Source organism: Sagittula sp. SSi028 (assembly GCF_048553715.1).
In the GTDB taxonomy this organism is placed as follows: Bacteria; Pseudomonadota; Alphaproteobacteria; order Rhodobacterales; family Rhodobacteraceae; genus Sagittula.
The window spans coordinates 148253-167118 of sequence record NZ_JBLZNC010000004.1 but is presented as its reverse complement, the minus strand read 5'-3'; the positions used below and the strand labels follow the sequence as shown (position 1 = coordinate 167118).

Sequence of the window (18866 nt, the reverse complement as noted above, 5' to 3'; positions counted from 1 at the left end):
GGGCCAACGGGTTGGCGGCTGCGGATGCGGACGGCTTTGCCCTGACGCTGGCCGGTGCGCTGGGGCTTGGGGCGGTTGCTCTGGTCTCGCTCAGCCGGATGGACCCGGACGACCGCGGAAATTTCATGGGCGCAGCCGTGATCGGCCTGCCCTATCTGTGGCTTGTGGCGCTGTTCCTTGTGCCCTTTGCCATCGTGTTCAAGATTTCGCTGTCCGATTACGCCCTGTCGCGCCCGCCTTACACGCCGCTCCTGACCCTGTCGGACGGTTGGGCCGGCCTACAGGCGTTCCTGTCAGAACTGGATTTCGAGAATTACAGCTTTCTGACCACCGATGATCTGTATTGGAAAGCCTATCTCAGCTCGCTGCAGATTGCGGTGATCGCGACGTTTGCCACGCTGCTGGTGGGCTATCCCATGGCCTACGGCATGGCGCGCGCCCCGCGCGAATGGCATGCGACGCTGCTGATGCTGGTGATCTTGCCGTTCTGGACGTCCTTCCTTATCCGTGTCTATTCGCTGATGGGCATTCTCGGGAACGAGGGGGTGCTGAACCAGTTCCTGCTCTGGCTTGGCGTGATCTCGACGCCCCTCCAGATCCTGAACACCAAGCTCGCCGTCTATATCGGCATTGTCTACACCTACCTGCCCTTCATGGTGCTGCCGATCTATGCAGCCTTGGAAAAGCTGGACGAAAGCCTGCTGGAAGCGGCCGAGGATCTGGGCTGTTCGCGGCTTCAGGCCTTTTGGCTGGTGACCTTTCCGCTATCGCGCGGCGGCATCATCGCAGGCTGTTTTCTGGTGTTCATCCCGACCATTGGTGAATTTGTCATCCCCTCGCTGCTGGGCGGCTCTGGCACGCTGATGATTGGCAAGGTCCTATGGGAAGAGTTCTTTAACAACGGGGACTGGCCTGTCGCGGCGACTGTTGCGGTGATCTTGCTGCTGATCCTGATCATTCCCATCGTCCTGTTCCAACGGTCCGAGGAAAAATCGCGCGAGGCGGAGAAATGATCGCCTCGGCCCCTACAAAGACCCTGAAAGGCCCCGCATGAAACGGCTGTCCTGGTTCAATGTCACGGCGCTGACCTTCGGTTTCGTGTTCCTGTATCTGCCGATGGTCATTCTGGTGATCTATTCGTTCAACGAAAGCCGTCTGGTCACCGTCTGGGCCGGATTCTCGACCAAATGGTACAGCGCGCTGATGGAGGATCAGGAATTTCTTGATGCGGCGTGGGTGACATTGCGGGTGGCGTTCTTTTCCTCGACGCTGGCCACGGTGCTGGGCACGATGGCGGCGCATGTTCTGGTGCGCGTCGGGCGCTTTCCGGGCCGCACGCTGTTCTCCGGCATGATCTACGCCCCGCTTGTCATGCCAGAGGTTATCACCGGCCTGTCGCTGTTGCTGCTGTTCATCGGGTTGAACATAGATCGCGGCATTCTGACGGTGGTTCTGGCGCATACCACATTTGCGATGTGCTATGTCTCGGTGGTGGTGTCGTCACGGCTGGTCAGCTTTGATGCCGCCTTGGAGGAGGCTGCGCGCGATCTGGGCGCTACCCCGTTCGAGGCCTTCCGCCTTGTAACCCTGCCGATCATCGCCCCTGCGGTGATTTCGGGCTGGCTGCTGGCCTTTACCCTATCGCTGGACGATCTGGTGATCGCCTCCTTTACCACGGGGCCGGGGGCGACGACCCTGCCGATCAAGATCTTTTCGGCAGTGCGTCTGGGCGTCAGCCCGCAGATCAATGCGCTGTCCACCGTGCTGATCGTCATTGTCACCATCGGGGTCATCACCGCATCGCTGCTGACCAAACGTGACGCCATGCGCCGAGCCCGTGAGGAACGCGCCGCCGAAGCCTCGGCGTGAGACGCCTTTACGAGGATGCCGCCTATGCGCCCCAAACCGGGGCGTTCTGGGCGGATACCGTGGCCCCACTGGACTGGCCTGCGGTCCAATGCGACCAGCACTGTGATGTGGCCGTTATTGGTGGCGGCTTTACCGGGTTGAACGCGGCGCTCACCTTGGCCCGCGCCGGGCGACACGTCCGCCTGCTGGAGGCAGAGCACCCCGGTTGGGGCGCCTCTGGTCGCAACGGCGGGTTTTGCTGCCTCGGCGGGGCGTTGGTGTCGGGAGAGATGCTGGCCCGCCAGCACGGCGAAAGCGCCGCACAGAAATGGCACGGCACGGAACGCGCGGCCATCGATCACGTGCTGCACACTCTTGGCGGTCGTGACGCGGATGTGCATTCTGACGGGGAAACCATCCTTGCCCATTCAGCGCGGGCCTGGCGCGGCTTGCAGGCCGACGTGGACCAGATCGCGGCGACCTACGGCGTCAGCCCCAAGGTACATGCGCCCAATGATCTAGCCAGCGCAGGCATGTCCGGCCCGTGGCATGGCGGGGTCACCATTCCCTTGGGGCGGGCGCTGAACCCGCGCAAATACCACAGTCATCTGGCATCCGACGCGCGGGCCGCAGGGGTCGATCTGCATGCCAACAGCCCGGTCACACAGCTGTCGCGCGGCACGCAATGGCAATTGACCACCCCCACCGGAACCATCACCGCGCGGCAGGTCGTTCTGGCCACCAATGGCTATAGCGCGGAGAACCTGCCCGACTGGCTGCGCGCGCGGACCCTGCCTGTGCAAAGCACGGTCATCGTCACCCGCCCGCTGAGCGCGGCTGAGCAACAGGCCGCGGGCTGGACCTCGGCCCAGATGGCTTATGACACCCGGCGCTTGCTGCATTATTTCCGCAAGCTGCCCGACGGGCGGTTTTTATTCGGGATGCGGGGCGGGCTGAGCGCATCACCGCAAGAACAAGCCAGCATTGCCGCCCGCATCCGCCACGATTTTCACAGCCTGTTTCCCGATTGGCGCGATGTCGAGATCACCCATGAATGGTCCGGTCTGGTTTGCCTTATGCGCTCAGGCCATCCGTTCTGCGGGCCGATGCCCGGTCATGACGGTCTGTTCGGTGCGCTGGGGTTTCATGGCAATGGCGTCGCCATGGGCAGCTATCTGGGGCATTGCATAGCGCAGCACATGCTGGGCACGCCCGTCACGGGCTTGCCTGCCTTTCTGGCCGCGCCGCCAAAACGGTTTCCGCTGGGCCGCCACCGCCGCCACCTATTGCGCCCCGCGTATTGGTTGGCGGATCGCTTCGATCTGTAGAATTACCCTTGGGGCGTCATGCCGGGACGTGCCTTGCCGCGGCGCAGACCCAATTGACGTTCGCGCAGGATGATCCCGATCCCGGCAAGGATCACAATCCCCGCCCCGACCAGCACATTCGGGGTCGGGACCTCGTCGAACAGCACATACCCGAAGACCACAGCAAACAGGATCGACGCATATTCGAACGGTGCCAGAACCGCCGCCCCCGCAAACCTGTAGGACGATGTCAGGAAAATCTGCGCCACCCCGCCAATCACGCCGGACCCGACCAGCATCCATAGCACGGGGGCCGAGGGCCACGTCCATCCAAAGGGTAGCGTCAGCAGCGAAAAGCACGTCGCTGTCAGCGAGAAGTAGAACACGATGGCCGAGGTTTCCTCGGTCGCGACCATGCGCCGGATCTGGATCTGCGCCAGCGCCCGCATCACCGCCGACACCATGATGAAACCGACCCCCCACAGGGCCACATCGCTGACGTCGCCAATGCTCAACCTTGGCCACATCACAACCGTGACGCCCGCCAGTCCCAGCACGACCGCCGTCATGCGAAACAGCTTCAGCCGCTCCCCCAGCATCACGGCCGCCAATAGAACCGTCAGCATGGGCGCGGCATAGCCGAGGACCGTCACCTCGGGCAGTGGCAAAAGCCCGAGCGCCGCAAAGTTACATCCCATGGCCGTGACACCCACCATGCCGCGCCAGATGTGCATCAACGGACGTTTGGCCCGCAAACCGGTGCGAAGATCACCACGCATCGCCAGCCACGCCACAATCACCGGCATGGCAAGGGCCGAGCGGAAGAACACCGCTTCGCCCGCCGGAACATGATCCGACGCGGCCTTGATCAAAGACGCCATAATGGTGAACAGAAAGACGGACGCCAGTTTCAGCGCAATGCCGCGCATCGGGGACATGGAATGGACCTTTCGCAATGGGCCCACCGTGGACGCCGCGTTACGAAAGGTCAATCAGCCCAAGCGTTTGAGGCCAGTGCAGAAATGCAAACCCGCCGTCGCCTGCAGGTCAGGCGGTTTCCAGACAATGCCGGCGGAAGGCACGTTTGAGCATGTCCAGCTCCGCACGCAGCAGTTCAACCTCGGCGCGGATGTCGTCGCCCAAGGCCTCGCCCGCGACCAGCGTGACACTGTTCAGAACGGTATCGGTTGCCGCGTCGAAAATCAGGATGGTTTGCACCCCGTCGCCCACGGCCTCCGCCGGGACGGGGATGCGCACAACCCAGCGGGGGCCGGGACGGGCTGTGTCCTCGGCGATTTCGGTCACCGTCACCCCTTCCAGAGGCGTGTCGCGCAGGGTCACCTGAACATCGGGGACCGTCCCCTCGACCGAGGAGGTCAGGATGCCTTCCCAATGGCCTTCGACAAAGCGGGTTTTCGTCAGTTTCAAAGCAGTCATACGGTTCCCCTTGTGCGCGATACGGTCACAGCGCGGCGCGCTTGCGGCGACTGAAGGTCAGATCACGCAGAACGACCTGATTCATTTCCGGCCCCTCGAAGATCAGGTCCAGCCACAGCTTTTCGACCCGCTTCTCGTTGAGCTTGGTATAGGCGAGATCGAACTCCACATTGATGTCCGCCTCGTGGAGGGGCAATTCGCGGACGATCTGTTCTGTGTTCGGCCCGTGTTTGATGTTGAGGCGGGCAAAGATCTCCAGCGGCTTTTCCATCTCGACAATCGTGTCGATGCGGATCAGATGGCTGCGTTTCAGGCCGCGTGATGCCTCTTCAGGCAGATCGATGGCCAACGACAGATACGACCCGTCGAACCGGAACACGTCCATGCGCAAGCCATAAGCCGCAAGATCGGCCTCGCGCGTGTTGCGCACCTGTCGCAGGGTCAGCTCGGACTGGGCGCAATCATGGAACATCGTCGCCTCGTCTCCCAGCATCGACTGGCTTGCGACAGAGGACATGCCCGGCACCGGCAGCGGACCGCACCACAGTTCAGGGCGCCATGCCCAATCGGTATCGACAGGGCGTGGAAAGGCCTGATTGCCGATCATCGGCAGCGCCAAACGTTCCTCGGCCACATGGATCAGCTTATCAAGATGGGCGCGCAGGCGACGGGCGCGGGTGCGATGCTCGCGCAGCTCGGACAGCTCCATCCGGTGCGACGCGCGCGCCGCCTGCGCCCAGCGCCGCAATGCGGCCCGAAAGACCATCTTGTCGACCCATTTCTTTTTCTGACCCGACGCCATGCTGCCCCCATGCTGTCTTCGATGATGCGTCTCCACCCTAGGGTGTGACGCTCTCGATTTCGACCAATGCTTTCGCTTTCGGGAGCATTATGGCAAACCCACGCGCGCGAATAAACGTGAAAGCGCGGGTTTTGATCGTGTGCTGCGCGGTTTTGTCGGTGCGGCCTGATCCGGTGTAGCAACCGCCGCCAGCGCGGGACGCGTCCCGCCCGAGCTGGCCTTATGAATACTGTCGCGCATTTGCGTCAAAAAGCCCGCCCCCGCAGCGCCGGCCAAGGGATGCCCCTTTGGTGCATAAAGCGCCAGACCGACCATACGGTCCCCTTCGATAAAAGCACCGCGCCAGTATCGACGATCGCCGTTTGGCAGAACCGCCGCGCCGCCGCGCCCCAGATGGGCGAGGACCATGCCATCGTCACGCGACGATGCCTGCAGCGGCGCCTCGGCCGCATCTGCCAGCACTTGCGCTGTGGGCACATCCGCAGTGGCCGCACGGGGTCCGACGGTTACGGCAACCAGAACAGGCGGGACATTTGTACCCGTCTGTCCGCCCGACAGGATCATGCAGGACGCCACCAGCGCAAAACCCTGCCCCTGTCCCGAACGGGAGGTCGCGGGATCAAGGCAGTACCCCTCGGGACCGGCGACAACCACATCGCCCCCTGCCAAGGATATGCGCGATAACGGAGCCTTGCGCTTTTCCGTTTGCGGTGCGCTATCGCGAAGTTTTGCCGCGAAGGATGGCACCATCGGCTTGCCACAGCCTGCAACGGTCAGCAGGGCCACAGCGGCCAGCCCGAACAGAACGCGCACCCTTAGCCCCTCACCCCTGGGCATCGCGCCAATACATAAAAATCCACAAATTTAACCGGCATCGGCCGAGCGATGGTCACGTGTTGTCCCTCCCGTTTTTGTTCCCGCCTGAATACCTCCGACGCCCCTTTGGGACAAGGCTTGGATACCAGTCACAGCCGCCTGCCTCGCCGGTTGCCCTTTGTCTGTGCGGATCATGGGCGTCGTAGGTCGAGACAGTTTGAGCCAAACCGTGATGGAACGACTCACCTGCGCTGTGCGTATACCTGCCGTGCAAGAAATGCTGCGCTGCAGCACTTGACGAAATGAACCGTCGAGTTCATATAAACGAACAGAACGGTTCAGTTCGATATGAAAGGAGATCTATGATGAAACGTATCGCTACCGCGCTCGCCCTGACCCTGCTGGCCGCACCGGCCTTTGCCAATGTTGCGCCCAACTTTCTGCCGGACTTCACCTTTCCGACACCGGTCCAGCAGCCCGATCAAACGCAGCCGGCCCAGAACCGCTAACGTTACGGCAGCTTGCAAAATTCCTTGATCTACCACACCTATTGCGTGTTGAACCTGAACCACACGGTCCAGAAATGGACAGGGTTCGGGGGTAGAGAGGACGCATGACAGACGCCAAGACGATAGACTCGAAAAACCCTGCATCACCGCGTGATGTGCGCAAAGGGCGCAAATACGATCAGGTGATATCAGGGGCGCAGGACGTTTTCCTGCGCGACGGGTTCGAAGGCGCGTCGGTGGATGACATCGCGCGCAGTGCCGGCGTCTCTAAGGCAACGCTGTACAGCTACTTCCCAGACAAGCGCCTTCTGTTCATGGAATGCGCTTGTCTGCAATGCAATGAACTGGCGCAGGATGCGCTGGGATCGTTGGATTTCTCGCGCCCCCCGCGCGAGGTTCTGGCCATCGCCGCCCACAAGATGATCGAATTCATGCTGTCCGACCAAGGCCAGCAGATTTTCCGCATTTGCGTGGCCGAGGCCTATCGCTTCCCCGAGCTTGGTCAGGAATTCTATCAAAGCGGCCCCGTCGTGGTGCATGACGCCCTGATGTCCTATCTCAAGATCGCGCAGCAGCGCGGTGAAATCGTGGGGGACGATCTGGATCTGGCCGCCGACCAGTTTGCCGAACTGTGCAAATGCGATCTCTGGCCGAAACTTCTGTTCCGCCAGCAAACTGAATTCTCTGCGGCTGAACGCAACCGGATTGTGGATGGCGCCTTGGACACCTTCATGGCACGGTACGGCGCAAAGTGACACGGCGCGGCCTCATCGCGCCACCGGCCTGATGGAGACCCCATGAAAACCGTATCCGAGAACCGTTGTTTTGGTGGCACGCAAGGCGTCTACAGCCACAGCAGCGCGGCGACTAACTGCGAGATGACCTTTGGCCTGTTTCTGCCCGAAGAGGCACAGCATTTCACAGTGCCAGTGCTTTGGTATCTGTCGGGCCTGACCTGCACCCACGAAAACGCCATGACCAAAGCGGGCGCTCAGGCATGGGCCGCGGAACACGGGATTGCGGTTGTCTTTCCCGACACTTCGCCGCGCGGCGATGGGGTGGCCGATGATGACGCCTATGATCTGGGCAAGGGTGCGGGCTTTTACGTCAATGCCACACAGACCCCGTGGGCGTCACACTTTCGCATGTGGGATTACATCGCAGACGATCTGCCCGCCCTTCTAGGGGAACACTTCGCGCTGGATATGGACCGTCAGGCCATCACCGGACATTCGATGGGGGGACATGGGGCGCTGACCCTTGCGATGTCCTTGCCCGAACGGTTTACATCTGTCTCCGCATTTGCGCCCATTGCCCACCCCACAGCGTCCGATTGGGGCCGCAAGCAATTGGGGGCCTACCTTGGCTCGGACGAGACGACATGGGCCAAACATGACGCAACCCTGTTGATGCGGGAGGTGGGCTTTGACGGGCCAGTCCTGATTGATCAGGGCGCATCAGACCAATTCCTTGAGCTTCTCAAACCCGAAGCCCTGTCCGAAGCGATGGCCGCCAAACGCCAGGATGGCGTGTTCCGCATGCAAAAGGGTTATGACCACAGCTACTTTTTTGTGTCTTCCTTTATGGAGGATCACATGAATTTCCACGCGGAATATCTGTTCGCCTGATGACAACGCTGTATATCGACGCCGACGCCTGCCCCGTCAAAGACGAGGCAGAGCGCGTTGCCACCCGCCACCGCATCCCCATGAAGCTGGTCAGCAATGGGGGGCTGCGCCCGTCGCGAAACCCTTTGGTGGACATCATCGTGGTGGATGCCGGACCGGATGTGGCCGATATGTGGATCGCGGATCGCGCCAAACGGGGCGATGTGGTGGTGACAAGCGACATGCCATTGGCCGCAAAATGCGTCGAGGCCGGCGCACAGGTGCTGCGCCATGATGGCTCGGCCCTGACGCAGGCCAATATCGGTCAGCAGCTTGCCATGCGGGATCTGATGGCGGACCTGCGCGCGGCGGACCCGTTCCGCCAAGGCGGCGGCAAGGCATTTGGCAAGGCGGACCGCAGTCGGTTTCTGGACGCGCTGGACCGCGCGCTACACGCGGCCCGCAAGCAAGTGTAACCCGGCTTCAGGCAGAGGCCGGTCGCGCCCCTGCCGCACCTGTGTCGCGGTCCTCGCGGATGGGCAGATGCACCAGTGCGCTGAACGCCCCGACTCCGACGCCGATCCACCAGACAAAGGTGTAGTCGCCGTAGACGTCATACATCCGCCCGCCAAGCCACACACCAAGGAACCCGCCGATCTGGTGGCTGAGAAACACGATGCCATACAGCGTGCCCATGTAGCGCAGCCCGTACAGATGCGCGATCAGCCCAGAGGTCAGCGGCACCGTGGCCAGCCACAGCCCACCCATCACCGCAGAGAACACCAGAACCGACGTCGGCGTGATCGGCAGCAGGATAAAGGCCGCCGCTGCGATCGTGCGTGCGGTGTAAATTCCGGCCAGCAGGTATTTCTTGGGCAGGCGTTTGCCAAAATAGCCTGCGGTCAGCGTGCCGATGATGTTGAACAAGCCAATCAGCGCAATCGCCACCGCCCCCAGCGCAGAGGTCGTCGTGATCCCGATATTGGCCAGCAGGCTGCCCGCCATGATGGGTGAACACAGCTCAGTGACGAAAGCGGGGAAATGCGCGGTGATAAAGGCCAGCTGATAGCCGCAGGAAAAGAACCCCAAAAAGATCAGCGTGAACGACGGGTCACGAAAGGCACGGCCCATGATGCGGCCCATGCTTTCCTCCAGCTCCGCCTTGGAGGCGGCGACAGGCGCGCGCATCAACGGCAGCGCTGCCAGCATGGCCACGATCACCAGCGCAAAGACGACAAAGACGGACTGCCACGGCATGACCGCCAACAATGCCTCGGCCACGGGGGCGCCGAACACCTGTCCCGCAGATCCGGCTGCGGTGGCGATGGCCAGCGACATGGATCTGTTTTCGTCGCTTGAGGCGCGGCCCACCACGGCTAGGATGACGCCAAAGCCCGTGCCAGCGATGCCGAACCCCACCAGCACTTCCCACGCTTGCATGGCGAACGGCGTCTCTGACACCGACGACATCACCAGCCCTGCCGCATAGATCAGCGCACCGGCGATGATGGCCTTGCGGTCGCCCATCTTCTCGGCCAGCGCGCCAAAGATCGGCTGCCCGATGCCCCAGGCCAGGTTCTGTATCGCAATGGCAAGCGAGAACTCGGCCCGCGCCCAGCCGAACTCCTCGGCAATCGGGATCTGGAACACGCCAAAGCTGGCCCGTACTGCAAAGGACACCATGATGATCAGGCATCCGACAATCAAAACCGGCGTCATGAGGGGGGCAGATCGTTGCATGGCGGGCTCCTTTGCGTGACGGATATGGATTGACCTCTTTGCACAACAGGTCAAGCCATGCGGTGATGATATATGTCATCAGCATCCTTCATAACCGCGCAGAAGCCCCCTACACATCAGGCGCGGCGCGGGCTATCCCAGCAGCATGAAGACCGTTCAGGACCATTACGAGGCCCGCGTCACCGCAGGCCAGATCACACCGGACCCGGCGCAGCGCGCGGCGTTACCGGCCTTTGAACGCATTCGCGCCACGCTGGCAGAACCGCCCAAGCGCGGGTTTTTCCGCAAAGCGCCCGAACCGCCAAAGGGGCTGTACCTGTGGGGCGGGGTCGGTCGTGGCAAATCCATGCTGATGGACCTGTTTGTCGATACGTTGAACGTGCCTGCCAAGCGGGCGCATTTCCACGCCTTCATGCAGGACATCCATTCGGAAATGCACCGGCTGCGCAGCGCAGGGGTCGAGGACCCGATCAAGCCCGTCGCCAAGGAGGTGTCGGACAACTATCGCGTTTTGGCCTTTGACGAGATGCAGATCACGGACATCACCGATGCGATGATCGTTGGGCGTCTGTTCGAACAGCTTTTCGCCGCAGGCACCGTGGTTGTGACCACGTCGAACCGTGTGCCGGATGATCTGTATAAGGACGGGTTGAACCGCCAGCTGTTCCTGCCCTTCATCGCGCTGATAAAGGATCGGCTGGAGGTGCGCGAACTGGCCTCTGACACCGATCACCGGCAGGACCGCTTGTCTGGCGCGCAGGTCTATTTCACCCCGGTCAACGCCGACACCCGCGCCCAGATCGACAGCCTGTGGCAAGAGCTGACCCATGGCGTCGAAGAGACGCTGGTGCTGACGATAAAGGGGCGCAAGCTGGAACTGCCCCGCTATCGCAACGGTATGGCGCGCGCGGGGTTTTATGACTTGTGTGGCAAGATGTTGGGACCTGCGGATTACCTCGCCCTTGCGGATGCGCTGCGGGTTCTGGTGGTCGAGGACATCCCCTGCCTTTCGCGGCACAACTTCAACGAGGCCAAGCGCTTTGTCACCCTGATCGACGCGCTGTACGAGGCAAAGGTCCGCCTGATCGCCTCCGCCGCGGACCTGCCGGAATCGCTGTACATCGAGGGGTCGGGCAGCTTCGAGTTCGAACGCACCGCCTCGCGCCTGCGGGAAATGCAGGCCGCCGATTGGGGCCAGTGACCGAAACGGAACAGGGCCCCGAAGGGCCCTGCCGATTGCCTGCTCGTTTCTTGGTCTTCTGCCTTGAACTCTGAACAGCCGTCACGGCGCGGTGGATTGCACAAAGACACCACGGCAGAGGGCGCAAAAGCACCTCGCCGCAGTTGGCGAAAAAACCCGTATCTTCCCGAAATCCACGCCACTTTGCCCCGTAACGCGGTTGCCAGAAGCATAGGCGAATCACTTTGCGCGCGTCAACATTTAGATGCCGACGCAAGCCGTACGGGTGCAATTAAACGAATCAGCTAGGTTTAGGGGCGCGGAAGTGACAGCACCTGACCGGCGCGCAGATCATTGGGCTGCGCCAGAACCGACTGGTTGGCCGCAAACAGCGGGCCGGTCATGTTCACGTCGCCGTAAACCGCCTCGGCGATGGAAACCAGACTGTCCCCCGCGCGCACGGTGTAGCTGTCGGGGATCGCGCGCGCCGCAACCGTCGCGCCGTCACCATCGCCCAAGGACCGCTGCACGATGGTGTGCAATAGGCTGCCCGGCTCTCCCGGAGCGTGGGCGCGACCGGTGGCCTGATTGAGGCTCGACAAAGTATTCCATGTCATGCGGCGCAGTTCCTGATCATCCAGATCCACGGCGCTGGCAATGGGTGCGGGCGTGCTGCGCGGCGGCAATGCCACTTTCGTGTCTTCGGGTTCGACCAGCGGTGCGATGATCTCTGGCTTGGGCTCTGTGGCAATGTCGGTCAGCGCGGGCTGTGCGCGGGTGACCACCGCCTCGCCTGCAGGACGTTCGGCGCGCTCACGCGGTGCGCCGGGCTGGATCACCAGCAAAGCGACGGTAATTGCCAAAAACCCGAGTGCGAATAGGACCATACGGATCATCTCTGCTCACCCCTCGATTACGGTCCGGTGGCCAGGTCCAGACCCAGCCCCCGCCATGACGCCACACCGCCACGATAGTATTTCAACTTGCTCGCCGGATACCCTGCGTCCAGCAGGTCGCGCACGGCCTCTGCTGCCGAAGGGTCATCCGCCCCACCGCCCAGCAGAACCAGATCAAAAGCCTGCCCGAAATCGCCGTTGCGCACGCCCAGCGCGTTCAGAAGGTCATCGCGATAGGGGTTGTCGCCGCTCAGGGTCGATGCGGGCACGTTCACGGATCCCGGCAGCGTTCCGGCCCCGAACACCTCGGGCAGGCGCACATCCACCAACAGCCCGCGCTGCTTTGCCACCATGGCGTCGATGAAATCCAGAACCTCTAGCTCGGCGATCGTGGCCACACCTGTGGCGGCCTGCATCGGTTGCACACAGGACGGCGGGCAGGCCGCGCCGTTGCGCTGAATGTTCAGCGTCTGACCGTTTACCGTTGCCTCGAACTGGGGCATGTCCTGCGTGATGCGGCTGGATTGCGCCTGCGCAGGCAGCGCCAGAGCCATGACGGCACACACGGTCGAACAAAGACCTTTACCCATAACTGCTCGTCCTCTGGGGCCCTTGGCAGGCCACTAACCCTTGTACTTGTCCACAGATATAGGCCGGATGGCCGGAATCAGTCAACATCACGGGGGCAAAGTTGATCGCGCAAACAAGCCAAAGGCGTGCGATCAGCCGTTTTCGCGCAGAACCTGCCCTGCCAGATACAGCGATCCGCAGATCACCACGCGTGCATTCGGGTCGGATTGCGCGATCTTAGACAGGGCGGCATCAACGGTTTCCGCCGTGCGGGCGCGATGCCCCACCTCCTGCGCCATCTGTGCTGTCTGCGAGGCGGACAGGGTATTGGCCTCTCCCGGAATGCCAACGGCGGTCAGCCCTGAGGCCTGCGCCACCAAAGGCCGCAGAAAGCCGCGCGCGTCCTTTGTGTTCAGCATGCCGCAGATCAGATAGGTGTTGCGCGCAGGCAGGCTTGCCAGATGTTGGGCCATCGCCTGCCCCGCAGCCGGGTTGTGCCCACCGTCAAGCCACAGCTCGATGCCGGGGGCCTGCGCGCTCAGCGGGCCTTGGCGCAGCCGTTGCATACGTGCGGGCCACGACGCGTTTGTCATTGCGCCCTCATAGGCCGTCTCGCCCGCCTGCAGATGCCGCAGAACGGCCAGTGCTGCGCCTGCGTTCTCGAACTGATGCGCGCCGGGCAAGGCGGGCAGCGGCAGATCCAACAGCCCTGTGTCGTCCTGATAGATCAGCCGACCACGTTCCTCGAAAACATGCCAGTGCTGCCCATGCGCCAGCAGCGGCGCATCAAGCTGGGCCGCGCGCGCCTCGATCACGTCCAGCGCTTCGTCCGGTTGCGGTCCGACCACGCAAGGCACACCGCGCTTCAGGATCCCCGCCTTTTCGCCCGCAATCTTGGCCAGCGTATCACCAAGGAACTGCTCATGATCCATCGAGATCGGGGTGATCACCGTCATCGCAGGCTGTTCGATCACATTCGTGGCGTCCAGCCGCCCGCCCAATCCCGTTTCCAGAAGCGTGTAATCCGCCGCCACCCGCGACATGGCCAACAGCCCCGCGACGGTTGTGATCTCGAAATAGGTGATGGGGGCACCATCATTGGCCGCGTCGCATTCGTCCAGAACCGCCATCAGTTGCTCTTCGGAAATCAGCTCTCCCGCCAGACGGATGCGTTCGTGAAACCGCACCAGATGCGGCGAGGTATAGGCGTGCACGCGCTTGCCCGCGGCCTCCAGCCCGGCACGGATCATCGCCTGCGTCGAACCCTTGCCGTTGGTGCCCGCAAGGTGGATCACCGGCGGCAACTGCCGCTCGGGATGATCCAGCGCGGCCAACAGCTGCCACACCCGATCCAGAACCAGATCGATGACCTTGGGGTGCAGGGTCATCAACCGTTCAAGAATGCGATCAGACCCCTGCCCGCCCATGTCAGTCATCCTGTGAAAAGGGGGGCGTTAGGCCCCTGCCGGTCCGGTATTGGCGTCGGGCGACAGCTCTTCCGAGCCGGGTTTGGGCAGGTCGCCCCACGTCGGCGGCGGCATCTTCATCAACTGGCGGCAGAGGATGATCAGTTCCTTGCGCATCTCGCGACGGTCGGTCACGCGATCCAGCATCCCGTGTTCCAGCAGGTATTCCGCGCGCTGGAATCCTTCGGGCAGCTTTTCGCGGATCGTCTGCTCGATAACGCGGGGACCGGCAAAACAGATCAGCGCATTGGGTTCGGCGATATGCACATCGCCCAGCATCGCATAGGACGCGGTCACACCACCGGTGGTGGGGTGGGTCAGCACGACGATATAGGGCAGGCCCGCTTCTTTCAGCATCTGCACAGCAACCGTGGTGCGCGGCATCTGCATCAGGGACAGGATGCCCTCCTGCATGCGCGCGCCGCCAGCGGCGGAAAACAGGATCAGCGGGCGGCCCAGTTTCACCGCCTCTTCTGCAGCGGCCACGATGGCGTTGCCCACATACATTCCCATCGACCCCGCCATAAAGCTGAAGTCCTGCGCCGCACAGACAACCGGCGTGCGCCCGATCTCACCTGCGGCGACCAGCATGGCCTCTTTTTCGCCAGTGGATTTCTGGGCCGCCCGCATCCGGTCGGGATATTTCTTGGAATCGCGGAACTGCAGCGGGTCTGCCACGGGTTCGGGCACCGCGACCTCGTTGAACACACCACCGTCAAACAGCGACAAAAACCGGTCGCGCGGGGTGATGTTCATGTGGTGGTCGCAATTGGTGCAGACGTTCAGGTTTTCGCTGATCTCGCGGTGGAACAGCATGGTGCCGCAATTGTCGCATTTCGACCAAAGGTTTTCCGGCACCTCGCGGCGGGAAAAGATCGAATTGATGCGCGGACGGACGTAGTTGGTGATCCAGTTCATGGAAGCCCCGATGGTTCTGCTTGGCCCGCATGTATTCCTGCGCGCAAGAAATTGCAAATCTCAGTTTACCTAACGCAAGCGCCAAGACGCCGCTACAGGCGCAACGCCAGCCGCGCCGCAAGCCAGCTTGCCGCCATCATCAGCAAATCCACAGGCAGATAGGCGGCGACCGCAGCCTCATCCGCAGGGCCAAAGGGCAGCGTGACCAGCGCCAGCCCCGACATGTCCCCCTGCATCGACACCACCGCGATGGCCGCGAAATTGTTCACGAGGTGAAAGGCAATCGCCGGTCCCAGACTGCCCGCCCGCGCCGTCAGATCCGCTGCAGCCACTCCAAAGGCAAAGGACCAGCCCGCAATCAGCCACGCATTGCCGCCATAGGTTTCGGGCGCGTAATGCCCGAAGGCGAACAGCGCCGAGGGCACCGTCAGCCAGACCACCGGATGGGCGAAGCGCGCGGCAAGCTGGCTTTGCAGGTAGCCGCGAAACATGACCTCCTCGGCGCCGGTCTGGATCAGCAGCGCACCCAGCGTCAGCGGCAGCAACATCACCCAGCGATCTATCGGCAGACCGGGCTGCACGTCCTGCCACAACGTCCACGGCGGCAGGAGCGCGACGACCGCGTTCAACAGCAACAGCGCCAAGACCACGCGCAGAAACTGCGGCCAGAACACGCGGGCCGGTCCGAACAGGCTGCGGGCGGGGCGACGGTGCACAACCTCGGCGGCCACCATGGCCCCCAGCCCCATCGCCCCCATCAGCACCAGAAGCGACAAAAGACCCACAGGCGTGTCGGCGTAGGCCAGCCCACTGGCGAATTGGTCAAACAGATCCGCAGGCAACAGCGCACGAAGCAGCCCCATTACCCCCTGCGCCAGCCCGAACATCACGCAACCCGCCACCGTCAGCCCCAACGCCAGACGCCACAGAGCCCGCGTCGGACGGGCGGGAACAGTCAGCAGGGTATGGCGCAGATAGCGTCCGGTCATGTCAGCCCTCGGGATCATCTGCCCCCTGGCTACACCAGTCCGATGCGTTTTGACATCCGCGCATGCACCAAACGGGATCACAGCCGCGTCACCCCAACGCTCAGCCAATGATTGACGCGGCCCGCCACCATGCTATCGAACGGTGTATGTTGGCAATTTTTCTCAAGACCTTACCATTTTTCGGCTTGATCGGACTGGGCTACGGCGCGGCGCGCACGCGGTTTTTCAGTGCCGAAGCCACGGCGCATCTGACAAAGTTCGTCTTCTACTTTGCCCTGTCGGCCATGCTGTTCCAGTTCTCTGCCAATCTGACGCTGGACGAGATCTTTGAGCCGCGCCTTGCCAGCGCCTATCTGTTCGGCACGGCGCTGGTCTATGGTGTGGGCATGGCGGTGGCCTTTTGGCGCCGAATGGATGCCCCCACCGCCGCGGTCGAGGCGCAATGCGCCGCCATCGGCAACACAGGCTTTCTTGGCGTGCCCATGCTGGCGCTGCTGCTGGGCCAAGAGGCCGTCGGCCCGATCATTCTGGTGCTTGTCATCGATACGGTCATCTTTTCGTCGGCGCTGACGCTGATCATCACCGCCGCGCGCGAGGGGACGATGTCGCTGCGTATCTTCCGCGTCCTTGCGATCGGTCTGCTGAAAAACCCCATGATCGTGTCGATTGCGCTGGGGCTTTTGGTTTCGGCCTCGGGGGTGGGGCTGCATGAGGTGCTCAACAGCTTCTTTGTCACATTGGGGGCTGCGGCCACGCCCGGCGCGCTGTTTGCCATCGGGGCCTCGCTTGCGTCGAAATCGGCAGAACGGCTGGAGGTCGCGGCATGGCTGTCGGTGGCCAAGCTTATTCTGCATCCGCTGTTTGTCGCCCTTGGCGCCTATTACCTGTTTCCGGTCGACGCCTACCGCGCGTCGGTGGTGATCTCGGCGGCGGCGCTGCCCGTGGCGGGCAACGTGTTCATTCTGGCCCAACATTACGGCGTGGCCCCGCAACGGGTGTCGGCATCCATCCTGATCTCGACCGCCGCCAGCATTGTGACCGTCAGCGCGATCATCGCCGCCGTGAGCGTCAGCGCCCCCTAGGCAAAGGCCCCGTGACAAAACCACCCCGAGGACAGCTCTCCCCCGTGGGCATAGAACAACCAAAGCCGGTCCCCACGGGTCGTATGCACATCCCAGTAATCGCGCGGCCCTGACCGCCACGCGGGATCTTCCAACCACCATTCGGGGGCAATCCGTTCCGGCCCGCGCACCGCAGCCGTGACCCAATCACGCCCCCGCCAGCGGAATTCCGGCGACAGGCGCGGCACGTCGGGGGCCATCACGGGCTCCGGCGGCCACATCAATGCCGGGCGCGGGCGGTCCATGACCGGCCAGTCTGTGGCCGCCTCCGACCATGCCGCCGGTACGGTTTTCCACGCCTTTTCAGGGATATGGCTCTCTGCCGGATGGTAGCGCGTGATCGCCTCCATCCCCAGACGTGCCCCAAGCCGTCCAATCAGATCCTCCACCCCGCGGCCCCCGTCCCTGCGGCGCATCGCTTCGGCGGTGGCCTCGGCGTGGCCGGCCATGGTGCGGGCATGCACCGGCTCTGTATGGACCGCTTCCATGCGCAGCATGTCGATGCCCGGCCCCGCCTCCAGCTCGGGGATCTTGAGCCGGATCAGCGGCATGATTCGCGCCGGATCCTGCATCGCATTGGCCAGCGTGACCGTCTGCCAGTGCATGATTTGATCGCACCGATGGGCTTCCAGCCGGATCACCCGCGCCCCGCGCCCCTGTTTGGTCAGGCTGTCGCACATCCGGTCGGTCATGCGACTGAACCCTTCGGCGACGTCCTCCTCCAGCCCGATGGGATCGGGAAAGGACAGACGCAGGGCAAAGCGGTCCGGCGCGCGGGCCGGGCTGATCGGTTCCGGCGCGCTGCCAATGGCCTGATCCAGACGGTCCAGCACCCCCCGCCCAAAGCGCCGCGCCAAGCTTGCACGGGGTTGATCCATCAGATCGCCCACGCGACGCAGCCCCACACGCACCAGCGCATCCTGCGTGTGCGCAGGCAGGCGCAGCGCCGCCACGGGCAACGGGGCCAAGGCCGCCCATGCGGCACCCGGCGCGGCCACACGGCTGTCACCGGCCGGACCTGCGGTGACCGATGGCGCGGCACCGCCACGTTCCCAATGCCGCCGCTTTCCGGCCTTGGCGCGGGTGGCGGGGGCCTCTTGGTCAATGGCATCGCCGTTGCGCGTTTGCTGGCGGTCCCCCGTGGTGTAACGCGCAAGCGCCCAGGCCGCCCCCAAGGTATCGGCCAGCCCCGTGCGCACCGTCAGCCCCAGATCGCTACATTCCTCGACCATCTGCGCACAAAGCGCGGTCTCTCCACCGAACAGATGGGCGCAGCCGGTCAGGTCAATGACCAGCGCATCCGGCGGTTGCGCGGCCACCCAAGGCGAGAACTTTCCCGCCCAGCGGTGCAAGGCATTCAAAAACGCCTGTTCGCGGTGTTCATATGCCGCGCGCGTCACCAGATCGGCACATTGCGCGTGGGCATCGCGCACAGGTTGCCCCGCATACAGCCCCGCCGCAGAGGCCAGAGCGTTCAACGCGCCCAAGGTCTGTGCATTGCCCTGTGTGATCACCGTCGCCATCGGGACATCCCGCAGATGCGGTTCTGCCCGCTGCCAGCGTTCCGCCCCGAGACGGGGAAACCATAGGGATAAGATACGTCGATGGGCCATGACCTTCGGGAATCGATTGCTGTTCACCATTTGTTCTAATTGTTATG

Annotated in this window: 20 protein-coding genes; 9 read left to right on the top strand and 11 right to left on the bottom strand. The window is 63.0% G+C overall.

What is annotated here, in order from left to right; all coding sequences use genetic code 11:
• Positions 1 to 125: 125 nt before the first annotated feature.
• From ACN5AZ_RS09430 to ACN5AZ_RS09420, 3 genes are read left to right on the top strand one after another with little or no spacing between them, the layout of a single operon-like run.
• Positions 126 to 1013 carry an ABC transporter permease subunit gene (locus ACN5AZ_RS09430; RefSeq protein WP_419428865.1) on the top strand — a complete coding sequence of 296 codons (888 nt, stop codon included), beginning with the start codon at positions 126 to 128 and terminating at the stop codon, positions 1011 to 1013.
• Positions 1014 to 1050: 37 nt separating this feature from the next.
• A complete protein-coding gene (locus ACN5AZ_RS09425) occupies positions 1051 to 1869 on the top strand; it encodes an ABC transporter permease (RefSeq protein WP_419428622.1) in 819 nt (272 codons plus the stop codon).
• On the top strand, positions 1866 to 3176 hold the full coding sequence (locus ACN5AZ_RS09420) for an NAD(P)/FAD-dependent oxidoreductase (RefSeq protein WP_419428621.1): 1311 nt from the start codon (positions 1866 to 1868) through the stop codon (positions 3174 to 3176). The genes ACN5AZ_RS09425 and ACN5AZ_RS09420 overlap by 4 nt, the downstream gene beginning before the upstream one ends.
• 2 nt (positions 3177 to 3178) lie before the next feature.
• Here the strand turns inward: ACN5AZ_RS09420 and ACN5AZ_RS09415 are convergent, their stop codons facing one another.
• From ACN5AZ_RS09415 to ACN5AZ_RS09400, 4 genes are all read right to left on the bottom strand, one after another.
• Positions 3179 to 4093 carry a DMT family transporter gene (locus ACN5AZ_RS09415; protein WP_419428620.1) on the bottom strand — a complete coding sequence of 305 codons (915 nt, stop codon included), beginning with the start codon at positions 4091 to 4093 and terminating at the stop codon, positions 3179 to 3181.
• A gap of 109 nt (positions 4094 to 4202) precedes the next feature.
• Complete coding sequence (locus ACN5AZ_RS09410) at positions 4203 to 4592, bottom strand: hypothetical protein (RefSeq protein WP_419428619.1); 390 nt, start codon at positions 4590 to 4592, stop codon at positions 4203 to 4205.
• Between the two features lie 25 nt (positions 4593 to 4617).
• A complete protein-coding gene (locus ACN5AZ_RS09405; protein WP_419428618.1) occupies positions 4618 to 5394 on the bottom strand; it encodes a DUF6478 family protein in 777 nt (258 codons plus the stop codon).
• 87 nt (positions 5395 to 5481) lie between these two features.
• Positions 5482 to 6207 (bottom strand): dihydroxy-acid dehydratase, encoded by a 726-nt coding sequence (locus ACN5AZ_RS09400; protein ID WP_419428617.1) that lies wholly within the window; start codon positions 6205 to 6207, stop codon positions 5482 to 5484.
• Positions 6208 to 6575: 368 nt separating this feature from the next.
• On the opposite strand from ACN5AZ_RS09400, the gene ACN5AZ_RS09395 reads away from it, so the two are divergent.
• The 4 genes from ACN5AZ_RS09395 to ACN5AZ_RS09380 all read left to right on the top strand — a co-directional run bounded on the left by ACN5AZ_RS09395 (position 6576) and on the right by ACN5AZ_RS09380 (position 8802).
• Positions 6576 to 6719, top strand: coding sequence for a hypothetical protein (locus ACN5AZ_RS09395; RefSeq protein ID WP_419428616.1), 144 nt, complete (start codon positions 6576 to 6578; stop codon positions 6717 to 6719).
• Between the two features lie 104 nt (positions 6720 to 6823).
• Positions 6824 to 7474 carry a TetR/AcrR family transcriptional regulator gene (locus ACN5AZ_RS09390; protein WP_419428615.1) on the top strand — a complete coding sequence of 217 codons (651 nt, stop codon included), beginning with the start codon at positions 6824 to 6826 and terminating at the stop codon, positions 7472 to 7474.
• 42 nt (positions 7475 to 7516) lie between these two features.
• Positions 7517 to 8347: an S-formylglutathione hydrolase gene (gene fghA / locus ACN5AZ_RS09385; RefSeq protein ID WP_419428614.1), complete on the top strand. Its 831-nt coding sequence runs from the start codon at positions 7517 to 7519 to the stop codon at positions 8345 to 8347.
• The gene (locus tag ACN5AZ_RS09380) at positions 8347 to 8802 is read left to right on the top strand and encodes a YaiI/YqxD family protein (RefSeq protein ID WP_419428613.1); all 456 of its coding nucleotides are present in this window, start codon (positions 8347 to 8349) and stop codon (positions 8800 to 8802) included. Before fghA ends, ACN5AZ_RS09380 begins: the two co-directional genes overlap by 1 nt.
• A gap of 7 nt (positions 8803 to 8809) precedes the next feature.
• Here the strand turns inward: ACN5AZ_RS09380 and ACN5AZ_RS09375 are convergent, their stop codons facing one another.
• A complete protein-coding gene (locus ACN5AZ_RS09375) occupies positions 8810 to 10066 on the bottom strand; it encodes an MFS transporter (RefSeq protein ID WP_419428612.1) in 1257 nt (418 codons plus the stop codon).
• Positions 10067 to 10211: 145 nt separating this feature from the next.
• On the opposite strand from ACN5AZ_RS09375, the gene zapE reads away from it, so the two are divergent.
• Positions 10212 to 11267, top strand: a complete 1056-nt coding sequence (gene zapE / locus ACN5AZ_RS09370) for a cell division protein ZapE (RefSeq protein ID WP_419428611.1) — start codon at positions 10212 to 10214, stop codon at positions 11265 to 11267.
• A 290-nt stretch (positions 11268 to 11557) separates the two neighbouring features.
• Here the strand turns inward: zapE and ACN5AZ_RS09365 are convergent, their stop codons facing one another.
• From ACN5AZ_RS09365 to ACN5AZ_RS09345, 5 genes are all read right to left on the bottom strand, one after another.
• Positions 11558 to 12142 carry a LysM peptidoglycan-binding domain-containing protein gene (locus tag ACN5AZ_RS09365; RefSeq protein WP_419428610.1) on the bottom strand — a complete coding sequence of 195 codons (585 nt, stop codon included), beginning with the start codon at positions 12140 to 12142 and terminating at the stop codon, positions 11558 to 11560.
• Positions 12143 to 12159: 17 nt separating this feature from the next.
• Positions 12160 to 12732 (bottom strand): rhodanese-like domain-containing protein, encoded by a 573-nt coding sequence (locus ACN5AZ_RS09360; protein ID WP_419428609.1) that lies wholly within the window; start codon positions 12730 to 12732, stop codon positions 12160 to 12162.
• A gap of 132 nt (positions 12733 to 12864) precedes the next feature.
• Positions 12865 to 14139, bottom strand: coding sequence for a bifunctional folylpolyglutamate synthase/dihydrofolate synthase (locus ACN5AZ_RS09355; protein ID WP_419428864.1), 1275 nt, complete (start codon positions 14137 to 14139; stop codon positions 12865 to 12867).
• 27 nt (positions 14140 to 14166) lie between these two features.
• Positions 14167 to 15096: an acetyl-CoA carboxylase, carboxyltransferase subunit beta gene (gene accD / locus ACN5AZ_RS09350; protein WP_419428608.1), complete on the bottom strand. Its 930-nt coding sequence runs from the start codon at positions 15094 to 15096 to the stop codon at positions 14167 to 14169.
• A gap of 92 nt (positions 15097 to 15188) precedes the next feature.
• Complete coding sequence (locus ACN5AZ_RS09345; RefSeq protein WP_419428607.1) at positions 15189 to 16085, bottom strand: CPBP family intramembrane glutamic endopeptidase; 897 nt, start codon at positions 16083 to 16085, stop codon at positions 15189 to 15191.
• A gap of 146 nt (positions 16086 to 16231) precedes the next feature.
• Here ACN5AZ_RS09345 and ACN5AZ_RS09340 point away from each other — a divergent pair, with 146 nt between their 5' ends.
• Positions 16232 to 17167, top strand: coding sequence for an AEC family transporter (locus ACN5AZ_RS09340; RefSeq protein WP_419428606.1), 936 nt, complete (start codon positions 16232 to 16234; stop codon positions 17165 to 17167).
• Here the strand turns inward: ACN5AZ_RS09340 and ACN5AZ_RS09335 are convergent.
• Positions 17164 to 18819, bottom strand: a complete 1656-nt coding sequence (locus tag ACN5AZ_RS09335; protein WP_419428605.1) for a DNA polymerase Y family protein — start codon at positions 18817 to 18819, stop codon at positions 17164 to 17166. The two genes, ACN5AZ_RS09340 and ACN5AZ_RS09335, sit on opposite strands and share 4 nt — an antisense overlap.
• Positions 18820 to 18866: the final 47 nt, after the last annotated feature.